This is a genomic window from Streptomyces yokosukanensis (assembly GCF_001514035.1).
Taxonomy (GTDB): domain Bacteria; phylum Actinomycetota; class Actinomycetes; order Streptomycetales; family Streptomycetaceae; genus Streptomyces; species Streptomyces yokosukanensis.
In genome coordinates, this window is record NZ_KQ948219.1 from 140,381 (window position 1) to 153,864 (window position 13,484).

Consider the following 13,484-nt stretch of genomic DNA (forward strand, 5'->3'; position numbering starts at 1 on the left):
CGCTTCGATCAGGTGGGTTCCGCCTCCAGCGGCTCCAGCGGCTCCAGCAGCCGCTTCGGCCTGAGCAGCGCCCTGCTGACCGGGTCCGCCGGGTCGCGGTCGGCGCCGGGGCCGGGTTCCATGACGACGTCCTCGATCGGCACGACGGTCCGGCAGGCGGGGCACTCGCCGTACGGGCCGATCTCCGTGCCGCAGTCCACGTGCCGGAAGTAGCGCAACTGCGTCTCGGTGAAGTGCTCGCGCCCCCACAGGCCGAGGGAGCGCAGGGTGGGCCACAGGGCGATGCCGCGCTCGGTGGGGACGTACTCGTCGCGCGGCGGCGACTGCTGGTAGCGGCGCTTTTCGAGGATGCCCTCGCCGGTCAGGGTCTGCAGCCGGGCGGCCAGAACGGCGCGCGGGATGCCGAGGTGGACCAGGAAGTCGTTGTAGCGCCGCACGCCGTACAGCGCGTCCCGGACGACGAGCAGCGTCCAGCGCTCGCCGACGATCTCGAGCGCGCGGGCGATCGAGCACTCCTGTGTCGCGTAGTCCTTGCCCAGTGCCATGCCGTCCACTGTAGCCACTTTCCGACAGGTTGGTTCAATGACCGAACCGACAATGCTACGGTGGCCGGGTCAGGTCAGTTCAATGAACGAACCAACAGGTCGGCTCGGCGGCCCTCCGTACGTCGCCGCAGGCCCCGGAAGGACAGGACCACGCCATGACCGGGCTCGACTCCGCCACCACCCCCGCCGCCACGGCCGCACTCGGCGCGACAGCCCGGGACGCCCCCGCACGCCCCCGGGCCACCCTCGCCCTGACCAGCGCGGCCACCGCCGTCACCCTGATGACGTACACGGCCCCGATGGTCACGCTCCCGGACACCGCGACCGCCCTGCACACCCCGCTCTCCGGCCAGGCCTGGCTGCTGAACGGCACCCCGCTCGGCCTCGCCGCCCTGCTCCTGGTGGCCGGCAGCCTCGCCGACGACTACGGCCGCCGCCGGATCTTCCTCGGCGGCACCCTGGCCCTCGGCCTCACCACCGCCCTCGGCGCCTTCACCACGTCCACCTGGCAGTTCACCCTCGCCCGCATCGCCCAGGGAGCGGCGAGCGCGGCGATCCTGGCGAGCAGCCTCGGCCTGCTGGTGGCGGCCTTCCCCTCGGCACGCGGCCGGCTGCACGCGACCGGCGTGTGGGGCGCCTTCGTCAGCGGCGGCATCGCGGCGGGCCCGCTGGTCGCCGGCGCGCTGCCGAGCTGGCGGGTGGCGTACGGCGTCCTGGGCGCCGCCGCCCTCGTGGTCGCCGCGCTCGGCACCCGCGCCCTCACCGAGTCCCGCGCCCCGCGCGGCGGCCGTCCGGACATCCTCGGCGCGCTGGCCTTCGGCCTGGCCCTGGTGGCCCTGGTCGCGGCCCTGACCCTGGGCCGCGACGGCTGGCTGCGCGCGCCGGTGGGCCTGCTGTTCGCGGCCGCCGTCGTCCTGATCGCGGTCTTCGCCGCGGTCGAGCACCGCACCCGTACCCCGATGATCGACCTCGGCCTGCTGCGCCGCGCCCGCTTCCTGGCCTCGGCCGCCGGCGGTCTGTTCACGGGCTTCGCGGTGATCGGCACGTTCAGCTTCCTGCCGACCCTGCTCCAGCAGACGCTCCGGCTGACCCCGATGGACACGGCCTGGCTGTTCCTGCTCTGGTCCGGGCTGAGCTTCGTGGTCGCCCTCCAGGTCAAGCATCTGGCCGGCCGTATCGCCCCGCGCACCCAGCTCGCCGTCGGCTTCGCCCTGCACACCGTCGCCGTGCTGACCATGCTCGGCGCCATGGCCTCCGGCTCCTGGACCCGGCTGCTGCCCGGCCTGATCATCGGCGGAGTGGGCAGTGGCCTGCTCAACGGCGCGCTGCCGCTGCTGGCCGTCGAGTCGGTGCCGCGCGAGCGCGCCGCGATGGGCTCGGGCGCCCAGCAGACCTTCCGCTACATCGGCTCCTGCGCCGGCGTGGCCCTGACCATCGCCCTCGCCACCTCGGCCCACAGCCTGACCCAGGGCGCGAACATCGCCCTGCTGGTGTCGGCGGGACTGGCGGCGGTGGGCGCGGTGAGCGTGGCGGTGCTGCGGGAGCGATGATCGTCCGATGCGCCGGCTCACCTGGGCCGCACAGAGACGAGCTTCCCCCAGACCGCCATCCGGTAGCGCGAGGTGAACTCGGGTGTGCAGGTGGTCAGAGTGATGTAGTAGCCGGGTGCGTCGTAGCCGTAGGACGGCCGGACGAGGGAGCGCGGGACGGGCCGGACGACCCCCGAGTCCGTCGCCGAGGTCTGCGGCAGCACCTGGTCCACGTCGTAGGTGTACGTCGCCGTCCGCGTCTCCACCTCGATGTCGTCCCCGCGCCGCAGCCGGGGCAGGTACCGGAAGGGCTCACCGTGCGTGTTCCGGTGCCCGGCGAGCGCGAAGTTGCCCGCCTGGCCCGGCTGTTGGGTTCCCCGGTAGTGGCCGACATAGCCCTTGTCGAGGACGTCCGCCTTGCTCACGCCCTCGGCGACGGGGACGCGCAGCCCCAACCGGGGGACGGTGAGGACGGCGTACGCCTGCGACCGCAGGGGCGCGGCCGCGGGGACGTACGACCGCCGCGGCGCACGGGACCCGGTCGCGCCCGGGTCCCCGGAGGAGGCCGAGGGCGACGCGGGATCCGTGGGCGACACGACCCCGCCCCCGGCACCGGCACCGGCACCGGCACCGGAGCCGCCCGTCCCCCACTCCCGCTCCAGGGCTTCCACCTGCCGCTCGGCCCCGCGCCGGGCCTCCCGGTTGGTCCACCACAGCTGGTGCACGACCAGCAGCATGAGCAGCACCCCGAGGGTCACGAGCACCTCGGCCCCGCCCCACAGCGCGCGTCTGCGCCGGGCACGCCGACGCCGGTCGCCGTGCCGCAGGACCCGCACACCGGACGACACCCGCATCCGCACCCACCTCCGCACCCGCCTCCGGGGGAGCCGACCGCAAGATAGGCGCAACGCGCACAACTGGCCATACCCACACGGGAGAAGATCCCCCGAGGATCCCTTGCGGGCCCCTTCCTCGACTGGCGACGGGCACGGCACGGGCGGACGCGAGGGTGTCGGTCGACCCGGCGGCTGACTACGGCACTTGGGAGGGCTGGGGCACCTCCCTCTGTCCGACAGGACGGCGTCGGTCCCCTTCGCACCGAAATCGGCGCAGACGCCGCAGGTGGACGGAGTGACGGCGTAGGAATGCGCAGGAAGGCACAGGACGGCGCAGGACGGCGCAGGACGAAAGGGCGGCGCAGGGAACCGAGGGGACCGAGGGACCCGAGAGGGAAGCCGATGACCAGCCCATACCCCCTCCTGTCGCCGCTCGGCAGTACGGTGTCACCCATGCGCCCCGACACGCCTGCCGAGAACGTCGACCACACCGCCGAAGCGGCACGCCTGGAGCGGACCGCCGGACTGTACCCCGAGGACGCCGAGGCCCTGCTGCTGCGCGCCGCGGCCCACCTCGAACTCTCCGGCGACCGCCCCGCGGCCACCGCGCTCTACGACCGCCTGCTGTCGTCCACGGAAGGGCTGGAGAACCCGCCCCTGGTACGAGCCCTGAAGGCGTCCAACCTCTGGGAGTACGGCCACGAGGCCGAGGCGCGGGCGATCATCGAGGGCATCCGGACGGCCGCCCCGCGCGACCCGGCCCCCTGGGTGATCATCGCGGAGTCCCTGGAGTCGCACGACGAGTTGGAGGCGGCGGCGGAAGCCTTCACGCAGGGAGCGAACCTGCTGCTGCCGACCGCGGAGGAGACGGAGGCGGGAACGCCCCCCGCCCCTGCCACCCACCCCCTCCTCTCCGGCCGCCACCGCGTCCGCCGCATGCTGGGCCTGCCGCACGACGCCTGGGACACCCTGGCCGACACGCTCCACACGTCCCCGGTGTCGCTGGACGAACTCCACGACCCCAAACGCGTCTGGTCCCTGGGCTCGGACAACCCGGCCGAACTCCAGGCGGAGATCTCCCGCCTCCGAGCCGAACTGGGCGCCTACCGCGAGGCCCTCTCCCGCCCCTTCCCGGTGGCGGTCCTGCACTGGCCGGCCCCCGAACTGGCCGAACTCCTCTCGGCCTACCCCACCCTGTCGTCGGAGTACCCGTCCCACGAGACCCACCTCACGACCATAGAGTCCTCCCTGCGCGAGCTGTCCTCCTCGGGCACCGCGAACCTGGGCATCGTGACGGGCACGGTCCCGTCCTACGAAGCCTTCGCGGCCTCGGAGGGCTCCTCACCGACGGACGCGTCCCTGCTCCCCCAGTACGCGACGACCCTGGCAGCCCGGGGCCGCGCCGCGGCCTGGCCGCCGCAGGGGGCGGCGGGGTGCTGGTGCGGGACGGGGGAGGTGTATGGGGAGTGCCACGGGTCATAGAAGCGACCAGGCACGAGCCGTCGCGCACTCCACCCCGCAAGCCTTAGGGCCATCGGCGCCGGCCAACGCGGGAGTGGAGCGCAGCGGAACGGGAGCGCCCTTGAGACGGACTGCGGGGGCAGCACACTGCCGAGACGCGGGCAGCCTGGCATTGCACGGAGCGTCGCCTTGAGGACGCCCGCTTCCGAAGCGATACCGCAGCCGAGCTGCAGTCTCAGCTCCTGCCCATATGCACCACCGCCAGCCGATGCCCATCAGCCTCCCGTGCAGCTACGCTCTGCGGTGTGTCCGAAGTTCCCGCGTGGGAAGCGCCAGAGGGTTCCTGGGCTTCGTCCGCAGCACGCCGCCGCAATATGCAAGCGATCCGCAGCCGCGACACAAAACCCGAGAGGCTGATCCGCCGACTTGTCCATGCTCAGGGACTGCGCTATCGCGTAGCCGCCCGGCCGCTGCCCGACCTTCGCCGGACGGCAGACATGGTGTTCCGTCCCGCGAAGGTTGCCGTATTCATTGACGGCTGCTACTGGCACGGCTGCCCGGAACACTATGTCCCGCCGAAAACAAACTCCGGGTACTGGTCGGAGAAGGTCGTGCGCAATGTTGAACGCGATCGGGATACTGACCAGAAGCTGACGAAAGCCGGATGGCTTGTGCTCCGCTTCTGGGAGCACGAGCCATCAAACGCCTGCGCCGACAAAATTGCCGCGACGGTCATTTCCCGCCGGGAGGGACCGAGGGAGATCTGACACAGAAAACAGCATCTCCTCGGACTCAGGCTGAACGGAGGGGCCGTCACCAGAATCCATAACATATCCCTCAAGCAGCTCTTCACGCTGCTCCGGCCGCAGCACCGCAGCGATAGCCCGACCGACGGCTTCTGCAACAGGAGGAGGGAAGGCATTTCCAACCTGCCGATACTTTGCGGTCTTCTGCCCCTGGAACTTCCACTGTTCCGGAAAGCCCTGAATGATGGCAGCTTGATCCACAGTTAGCATAGGACCGGCCGCACGGAATAGATCCCGCTCCGGGACACACTCGCGAGGGTCATTCGCGACACCCATGGCGTCAACTCCCAGGCCAGCCCAGGCTCGCTTCGCCCTGGTGGGCCCGAGATCTGCACCACCATGCCTCTTGGAACCACCTACCAGCGTCGGGGCAACTCCCTTTCCCGCCTTCAGAGCAGCTGTCGCCTTGCGATGCCATTCCTCATACACGTCCTTACCGGTCCGCTCCCCCGGAGCCGGTGGATTGCCCTCGAAATTCGTGTCCCAGAATTCCTTGCATCGCGCCTTCATGCCCTTTTCGAGCTGCTTGACAACCGATGCCTTGGCGCCTTCAATTTGAACTGGCCACTGGAAGCCTGCCCCGCCTTGACCGATCCACTTCTCATGAATGGCGACAAGAATTGCCCTCGGACGCAGTTGCGGGACGCCAAAATCACTTGCGTCCATCCTGCGCCAAACACTGCGCATCGCCAAATCTTGCTTCTCCGGAAGCCAGTGATCTTCGATATCCGGAACGACATAACCAGCTTCACGAAGCCGACTCAGGATATACTCGCGATACTCGATAAAAACCTCGGGCGGCTCAAGGATCCCTCGAACATTCTCAATCATCACAGCCTTAGGCTTGAGATTATCGATAATGTCCAGAGCGGCCGGGAAGAGGTCACGCTCGTCATCCTTCCCCAGCCTTTTCCCCGCCAAGGAGAACGGCGGACAGGGGACTCCTCCCGCAAGGAGATCCAGTTCCCCTTCCTCAAGCCCGAGTTTCTTGTGCACGTCAGAACCAAGGAATTCCTTCACATCCATCGGCTCAAGAGCGTTTGCACGCCCCTTACTCCACCCGGGCCAGTCGGCCACGTTCGCACTGAGGGTCCGCACCGCGTGCGAGTCCCACTCCACAAGAGCCAGATGATCAAAGCCGGCGTTGTGGAGTCCAACGGCTTGCCCGCCGGCCCCAGCACAGATCTCGATCGAGGTCAGTGGTGGGGTGAACTGCGGGCGCTTCCGGCCGCTGGCGCGCATGGGCGCTCCTCCTGGTGTGACTTAAAACATGCGTCGGTTCCCGAGAGGCAGCGATCACGCCTGCCTCTCGGCACCAGGAGTCTCCCAAATTGAATCTCTGGAGGCTAGCGGCTACCCATGTGCCTCAGCAGGGCCTCAATGTCGCCCGGCGCCAGCCCCGCTGCGACGGATGGTTCTTCTTGCAGGTCAGCGAGCTGCTGCACCGTCGGATCATCAAGGATCCGACCCATGAACTCGAGTTTCTGTTCCAAACGAGCCGCTACAACCTCATCAATCGTGTTCCGGACAGCCAGGACAGTGACCCTGGTGTCTGTTCCCGGAGCCAGTCCCAGACGATGAATCCGGTCGAGGCTCTGCAGGAAGCGGCCTGCCATGAAGTCACGGTCCACATACACAGCGTCATGACAGACGTGGTGCAGGCTGATGCCTTCGCCCAGGGTCGCCGGGTTGGAGATCAGCACCATGCAGTTCGGATCCTCGCGGAACCGCCTCAGCTGCTCGTCACGGTCAGGCGTGCCACCGTAGACAACTGCGGGGCTGAACTTCTCCAGCATCTGCTCCAGTGTCGTCAGGCTCCGGACAAAGGTCGTCCAGACAAGCGTCTTACGCCCCTGCGCGGCGTTCTCCGCGATGATCGACACCGCTTCCTGGTACTTCGGCGACAGCTCGTAGTCCGGCAGGTTCTGCATGAGTGAGTACAGAGAGCTGCCTTCCGGGATCTCCAGGGGCGGCAGCTGATAAGCCAGCGGCTCATACCGGCTTCCGCCCTCAAGGAGCAGAGCCGGACTCGTGGCCGCCATCAGCAGGCGCAAGGCCGTCTTGCCAAGCGAGCTGAGATCATCTCTGGCGGCTCCACTGTCCGCACCGCCTACCAAAGAGCCGTAGATCTCGTTGTGCAACGGCGGCATGTCGACATACCGGACCCTCGTCCAGACCGGCGGAAGACCCAGCTCCTGCTTCGTGGTCCGGGTGAACAGAGGCCGGAGGACCGAGCTGGCGTAGCCGAGGTCTCCTCCTGCTACCGCTTGGACCACCGTGCGTTGCCCGTGGCCCGGCCAGACGAAGCCCATAAGGTTCTCCAGATCCTTTGAGCCATTGGGCGCAGGGGTCCCCGTGAGGATCAGGCGCCGCTCGGCGAGAGGGCCCAGGGCCATGCATGCAGCGCCATACGTGCCTCGAGCGCCCAGCTTCATCCTGTGCGCTTCATCAAGGATGATCATGGAGGGACCGGCCTTCAGCCAGCTGGCCAGCGTGGGCAGGGAGCGGTCCAGTCGTTCATAGTTGACGATCAGCACTTCCGCCCACTGATCCATCGACCCGTCGAGAACATGAGTCCTCAGGGGATAGCCGAAACAAACTGCGGTCTCGTAACGCCACGACTCGTACGCCGACTTGGGACACACCACCAGAACCCGGCTCACGCGCCCCTGCGCCTTCTGAGCGGCATAAACTGCCAGAGCCACGCGCGTCTTACCCGCCCCAGGCACACTGAAGTTGGCCCCGTGCTGGAGCGACAGCAGTTTCGCGACGTCCCGGAGCTGGAATTCACTCAGCTCCGCCCCCCAGGTGTCCCCCAGAAGCTCGAACACGTCGTCCCGGGCGACTTCGCCCTGAGGCTGCGTGCCGGCCAAGCGCTCCTTGACCGTATTGGCGTCCTGGACGACGCCGGCAACGAGGTTCCGCAGCTCGGGCGCCCATTCCACTCCTTGGTGGTGCGGCCACCCGTTGAGAACGCTCAGATCCGCGAGGAGCTCATCAAGGGCAACCGAGGCAGCCAGCGGGCTCAGCTGGCCGCCCGTGCGGAAACGGGCCGCCAGCTGGACGAGGTCCTGCTGGTACTGATCAGTCGTCCTCAGGACAACTCGGGTACGCGTCTCATCGAATCCCAGGTGAAGAGACGTCTCAGCCGGGGTACCGGTCACCGAGCACTCTCCGCAGCTGCGGCCTCAAGGAGCCAGGCCACTCCGTCACCGGGGTTGGGCAGCCCCCGGCCAGCCTGCTGGGCCAGCTTGCGAAGGCTTTCACGCAGCTTCAGTACCGCCTCGTCGAAGACCTCCTCGTCCAGGCTCCGAGAAGTACGGGCCTGGACGAGATCCATCACGCACTGGTCGATACTCGCGCAGGCCTCGGCAAGACGCGCAGGGGCAAGCTGCTTGCGCTTGCGCAGGCGTGCGCTCCGACCGGCGGATTCGATAGCCTCGTCAAAAGCCTTCTTGGCGTCATCAAGGAGGGCCTGATCCTGTGCCTTGTCGCCGTCGGGCAGTTCGTGAGTACCGCTTCGAACGGCAGCGCTGGCCCGCAGGATCCGGTCGTTCAGAGCCCGTGCCTCGGACACGGCGGAAGAGGCCGCCGGCACTGCGAGGCCAAGGCCCGGGATCGAGACCGCTTCCTGCCCCGCCACGCCGGAGTCTCCGGCGGACAACGTCGCCGGCAGTGTCCGCCCGAGGTGCCCCTCCTTCAGGAACTCTTCGTCAATGTGGCGCACGTCCGTCTTCGAGAAGTCCAGAAGGATCGCGGCAAGTCGCCACTCCTTCAAGACATCGGCCTGATCACGGTCGACCGACTCCAGCTTCACATACAGACGGTGAAGTTCCTTGAGACGCTCCTGAGCCCCCTCCCAGTCCACCAGCCTCAGAGCCACTCCGCCGCCACTCTTACTGCGGTCGATGAGTTCCCGGATGGTGCTCAGAATCCAGCGCTCCTGGTGGTACGTCTTTACCTGGATCCGGAATTCCTTGGCGATCTGCTCCGGCGTCCGCCCGAGCGAGGCCTGTTCCTCCATGGCCAGAAGCCTGTTGATATACGAGTAGTCGCGGCGGTGGTCCTTGCGCAACTGGAGCGACAGCTCAACGGCGTTGATGTCCGCCCAGGTGAACGACTCAGGCAGTACCCCGACGCGCATCGACTGGGCACCCAGCTCGCGCAGTGCGGCGGCACGCGTGTTGCCGTTCACGAGGATGCCGTGATGGGTCACGAGCCCAGGATCGTTCTGCCCGAACTGGTCCAGGCTTTCCTTGAGCTTGTCGAAGTCCGTATCACGGATGTTCGGATCGGTCGGCGAGGCCTGGAGCAGGAACCTCAGATAGTCCTGGCTTTCAGCGTTCCACGGATCCTTGTCCAGCAAGTCGTCACGGGTTGGGTCGTGGCTGCGCTGCGCCCGGATCCGGTGAGTGCTGGGGTTGAAGTACAGCCCGCTGAGCGGCAGGTCGATGACCTCCACATGAGCCTGCTGTTCGTTCCAGTCGACGGTGACCGTCTCCCTTGTACCGCCGGCCGTCCTGACCTCCTCGACCTTCTTCTTGATCAGTTCACTGAACTCAGCCGCACGAGGCGGCTGCGGGAGTTCCCGCAGCATCGCTCTTCCCCGTCCTATCTCTAGTCGTCCTGGTCGTCCATGTCGTTGAGCGCGTCGGTCACGGCCTTACGTGACTCCTCCGGCAGGGTCCGGAAAATGCCCCACATCTTCTCCATCGGGCTCAAAGGCCGCTGATCGGCCGCGATCCACGTCAAGAAGATCCGCCGCTCCATGGAAGACAGGGCCTCGGTGAGGTCCAGGATCGCCGCAAGGTCAACCTCGTGGTCCCCGCCCCCAGCCCCGCAGCGCTTGCACTCCGTCACCGGCTGGTGCTCGATCTCACCGCTGGGCAGCAGCATCTTCCGGCGGGCAACGTTCAGCACCGCCAGCGTGACGCCGTCCTCGTACGCCTCACCGCCCGCGATCCCACAGGACCGGCAGAGGTGGTTGTCGGCCTGGAAGATCTTCATACGCTGTGCCGTGGTGAGGCTGCTCTTGTGCTTCGGCGCCTTTGACTTGCCAGGAATCCAGACATCGGCTCCCCGGGCGACGAAGCGCTGTTCCTGCTGTTGCAGCGAAACGTCGTCACGGCTGGTGTCGATGCGCCAGTCGTGATCCCGCAGGTCCCGGATACGCCTGTCGATCTGGGCCACGTCCGGGAAGGCAGCACGCAACTGCGCCTTCGTGAAGACGTTCCCCTCCCCCACCACCTGCACAAGCCAAAGCGCAGCCCGCGCCATGCTTCCCAGCTTCTTGTCCTGCCACGACGGCAGCGTCATCTAGCGCCTCCGGTGAAGTCGTATAGCCGACATACCGCAATAAGCCACGCATGCAGAACGAACTCCGCATAGCTGACCTACGCCCCCCGCTCCTCAAGCGGTTGCGTTCTCAAGTCTGGCACCACACCCCGAACGAAGGTCCAGCGAAAGGGCACTTGCTCGCGAAATAGCAAGCGCCGGCGCAGCGTGATTCAGGCACAATTGCGGGGTCTGGCAGGCCCAGCGGGCCGCCAGCCGCGAGCTTGGAGGCCGAACGGCATGACACGGGGTGGAGACATGACGCGCACATGCGGCTGGATAGACAAGAAGTTTCGCAGTGACGTTCCTCCGGGCAAGCGCGCTTTGGCTCTGGCCCTGCAGGGACTCTGCCATCACATCGCCGCCGCCGTTCCGGGTAAATCGCCGCAAGCAGGGCCAACTCAGGCAGAGGTCGCTGACTACCTGAAATTCGGCGGAACTTCCCTGTCCAAGTTCCTGAGCGGGCAGTCCGTACCTCGGGACCGGGACCTTGAGTACTTCTACAAGGTTGCCTGCGTGGAGGCTGGCGGACAGCACGTCCTCGGTATCAGCTTCGGCGAGCTGGCCAGGCTCCGTGAGCAGGCGTGGGCCGAGCGATGTCACGGTTGCGTCGCCTTGCGAGCTGAACGCGATGCACTGGCCGAACAGGTCGAGTGTGCACAGGCCGAGATCACCGGCCTGCGGCAAGCCGCCGCTCGTGACACGGCGGAGTTGGCAGCACTTCGGCAGGACGCGCAGTCACTCAGGGAGACCGTCTCAGAGCTTCAGAAGGCGGCCGCCGAGCTGAGGGAGACCCGAGCCGGCTTGCAGGCACGTCTCGCCGCCCAGGCGGCGCTCGCTCCGCTGCCGGTCCCCCGCTGGAGAGGGGACCGGCAGCGGAGAAGAATCGATGTGTCGGCTGCGCAGCGTGTCGCCCAACAGGCGGCCGAGTTGCACAGCGACGGCCGGCAACAGGCTGCACTGAGCCTGCTTCGCCACAGTACGGAGGTTCTCAGCCCTCTCGAAACAGCCGCGCTGCTCCAGGCGCTCCGGCAGCAACAGCAAAGCGAACTCGCCGACAACGTGATCCATATCTACGGCCGTGATCACCACGACCAGGATGTCCTGCAAGTGACCTGGGAACTCCACAAGCGGGGCGCTTCTGACGATGCCGGCGCACTACTCCGGGCCGCTGCGGGTGATCACCAACGTGCATGACACGTCCTCAGACTGCGGCTGCTTCACCCTCGTGGTGCGTCTGGGCCCGGTCGAGGATGTCATCCGGATCATGGCCTCGCACTTGGGAACTGCACCCCAGTCAATGGCGAGGCTCGTGATGAGATGCGGGCCTCGTCCACACTCCTCGAAGCAGTCCGCCACCCTCGGAGAGGGAAGTGCAGGGCTCCTGTCATGGACGAGATCGCCGCTCCCCTCGGGTTGGACTTCTTCATCGGACTGCCGGCCGCTGAGCGCGCCCGGGTCAGCCGGATGCTGTACCGGCAACCAGATCTCGACCTGACGACGGCGCCTGCCGAATCGGTCCCTGAGGACCTGCGCGAGCTGGTCACCTCCTGGCGTGACCCATTCTCCTTCAGCAACAGGGCGTACGCGGTCACTGACCCTCCCGAAATCGACTTCGACTCGCCCGATCACGGAATCGCCTTCGGCTACGTCATGAACCACGTCATCGGGGGCCTGCCGATGTACGAGCATCGTTACTGGTCGACGCGCTGCGAAAGTCTCTGAGCCGATGACAAGTGGATCTGTCGGGCGGCCGAGCCTGCAGATGATGCTATTGCCGCGCAAATGACCCAAACGGTTGATGTGCAACTCGAAGATGTTGCACCGACAATGGCTGCTCCGGTGAAGAAGGGCGCCCGCCACCGCCCCGACCATGACGCCGCCGAGGAGCCAACTGATCCACCGGGAGGGGAATTTGCGTCGGGATTCCGGCCCGCTGCGGGTCGGGGTGGTTTCGAAGTGGCGTTAATACACGATCAGAAAATCGGCGCGCCTCTGTCCATTGCGGGGTATTTTCTCACTAATCTCCATAACTGCAAGCGGTCGATTCGTCACCGACCGTATCCGCACGCACATCTTGGAGATGACATGCACAACCTTCGCAAGACCGCCGTCCTGGTCGCCGCCCTCGGCAGCGTCGGGCTCCTGGCTTCCGGCACCGCCTACGCCGGTGGCGAGGGGGGCGGGGGCAGCAGCGTCCTGCAGAGCGCCAACTGCCGGTCGCACGACCTGAACGTCGACGTCCTCGGCGAGGTCGGGATCCTCAACGGCGTGCTGGGCAACGCGCTCAACGGCGAGGGCGACCCGGGCGCGCAGGCCAGCCACCTCGGCTCGACCATGGGCTGCAACAGCAGCGCCTTCTGAAGGGCCGGCCCGACAGTTCCCTGACGGCGGACGGCGGCGGCCGGCCAGGCATCCGGTGGGCCCGCCGGCCGCCCCACCGCCGACACGGGAGATGCGGGCGCCGTCCTCGTACGGCCCGCATCCCCGGTGAACGACAGAGCAGCCGACGAAGCTCCCCAGCAGCGGGGGGCTTCTCGGCTTTTCAGGGGGCCGGTAGGAGCGCGGCGGAGACTTGACACACCTCGACTCAACGTCGAGCCGTTCGCCGACCTCCGCGTTAGCCTCAGCCGGAGGCAAAGCCGACAGAGGAGGCAGTTGTGGCCAGGGTTCCCAGTGCAGTTGTTGCCGCCACCGGACTGGTCGGCGGGTACGGCGTCGCCCGTTGGACCAAGAAGCGGCAGCTGGGCGGGGCCGTACTGGCCGTCGCGGGAGTCGCTGCCGCTCAGCAGTGGCGCAAGCAGGCGGGCGGGAAGGCGGCGGGTGCGCTGACGGCCACCTACGTCGCCGCGTTCGCCGGGTCCCACCCGCTGGCGAAGAAGGTCGGCGCCTGGCCGTCCGTCCTCGGCGTCGCCGGCGCCGTCGCCCTCGCCTCCTGGGCCGTCGCCGACCGCAAGGCCTGAGCACACCCCG

At 67.4% G+C, this 13,484-nt stretch carries 12 protein-coding genes and 1 pseudogene; 7 read left to right on the forward strand and 6 right to left on the reverse strand.

Features of this window, described 5'->3' with window-relative positions; translation table 11 throughout:
- Window positions 1-8: 8 nt before the first annotated feature.
- The gene (locus AQI95_RS31255; RefSeq protein ID WP_067131857.1) at window positions 9-545 is read right to left on the reverse strand and encodes a winged helix-turn-helix transcriptional regulator; all 537 of its coding nucleotides are present in this window, start codon (window positions 543-545) and stop codon (window positions 9-11) included.
- Between the two features lie 155 nt (window positions 546-700).
- Here AQI95_RS31255 and AQI95_RS31260 point away from each other — a divergent pair, with 155 nt between their 5' ends.
- Entirely contained in the window at window positions 701-2,095 is a 1,395-nt protein-coding gene (locus AQI95_RS31260) for an MFS transporter (RefSeq protein WP_067131458.1), read from the forward strand.
- A gap of 17 nt (window positions 2,096-2,112) precedes the next feature.
- On the opposite strand, the gene AQI95_RS31265 is transcribed toward AQI95_RS31260, so the two are convergent.
- Window positions 2,113-2,928: a class E sortase gene (locus AQI95_RS31265; RefSeq protein WP_067131461.1), complete on the reverse strand. Its 816-nt coding sequence runs from the start codon at window positions 2,926-2,928 to the stop codon at window positions 2,113-2,115.
- Between the two features lie 435 nt (window positions 2,929-3,363).
- Between AQI95_RS31265 and AQI95_RS31270 the strand changes: the two genes are divergently transcribed.
- Both AQI95_RS31270 and AQI95_RS45325 read left to right on the forward strand, forming a co-directional pair.
- On the forward strand, window positions 3,364-4,392 hold the full coding sequence (locus AQI95_RS31270; protein WP_067131464.1) for a hypothetical protein: 1,029 nt from the start codon (window positions 3,364-3,366) through the stop codon (window positions 4,390-4,392).
- Window positions 4,393-4,676: 284 nt separating this feature from the next.
- Window positions 4,677-5,138 (forward strand): very short patch repair endonuclease, encoded by a 462-nt coding sequence (locus tag AQI95_RS45325; protein ID WP_079071560.1) that lies wholly within the window; start codon window positions 4,677-4,679, stop codon window positions 5,136-5,138.
- On the opposite strand, the gene AQI95_RS45330 is transcribed toward AQI95_RS45325, so the two are convergent.
- From AQI95_RS45330 to AQI95_RS31285, 4 genes are all read right to left on the reverse strand, one after another.
- Window positions 5,070-6,419 (reverse strand): DNA cytosine methyltransferase, encoded by a 1,350-nt coding sequence (locus AQI95_RS45330; protein WP_079071562.1) that lies wholly within the window; start codon window positions 6,417-6,419, stop codon window positions 5,070-5,072. The genes AQI95_RS45325 and AQI95_RS45330 overlap by 69 nt on opposite strands.
- 104 nt (window positions 6,420-6,523) lie before the next feature.
- Window positions 6,524-8,341: a DEAD/DEAH box helicase gene (locus tag AQI95_RS31275; protein ID WP_067131466.1), complete on the reverse strand. Its 1,818-nt coding sequence runs from the start codon at window positions 8,339-8,341 to the stop codon at window positions 6,524-6,526.
- Window positions 8,338-9,774, reverse strand: coding sequence for a ParB N-terminal domain-containing protein (locus tag AQI95_RS31280; RefSeq protein ID WP_067131469.1), 1,437 nt, complete (start codon window positions 9,772-9,774; stop codon window positions 8,338-8,340). Before AQI95_RS31280 ends, AQI95_RS31275 begins: the two co-directional genes overlap by 4 nt.
- A 20-nt stretch (window positions 9,775-9,794) precedes the next feature.
- Window positions 9,795-10,493, reverse strand: coding sequence for a hypothetical protein (locus tag AQI95_RS31285; protein WP_067131472.1), 699 nt, complete (start codon window positions 10,491-10,493; stop codon window positions 9,795-9,797).
- 276 nt (window positions 10,494-10,769) lie between these two features.
- On the opposite strand from AQI95_RS31285, the gene AQI95_RS47515 reads away from it, so the two are divergent.
- From AQI95_RS47515 to AQI95_RS31310, 4 genes and pseudogenes are all read left to right on the forward strand, one after another.
- Complete coding sequence (locus AQI95_RS47515) at window positions 10,770-11,708, forward strand: hypothetical protein (protein WP_159056612.1); 939 nt, start codon at window positions 10,770-10,772, stop codon at window positions 11,706-11,708.
- A 195-nt stretch (window positions 11,709-11,903) separates the two neighbouring features.
- Window positions 11,904-12,140, forward strand: a pseudogene (locus AQI95_RS31300) (esterase); the annotation flags it as partial.
- 459 nt (window positions 12,141-12,599) lie between these two features.
- Complete coding sequence (locus AQI95_RS31305) at window positions 12,600-12,875, forward strand: hypothetical protein (protein WP_067131485.1); 276 nt, start codon at window positions 12,600-12,602, stop codon at window positions 12,873-12,875.
- 296 nt (window positions 12,876-13,171) lie between these two features.
- Window positions 13,172-13,474 (forward strand): hypothetical protein, encoded by a 303-nt coding sequence (locus AQI95_RS31310; protein ID WP_067131488.1) that lies wholly within the window; start codon window positions 13,172-13,174, stop codon window positions 13,472-13,474.
- The last annotated feature ends 10 nt before the right edge of the window (window positions 13,475-13,484 follow it).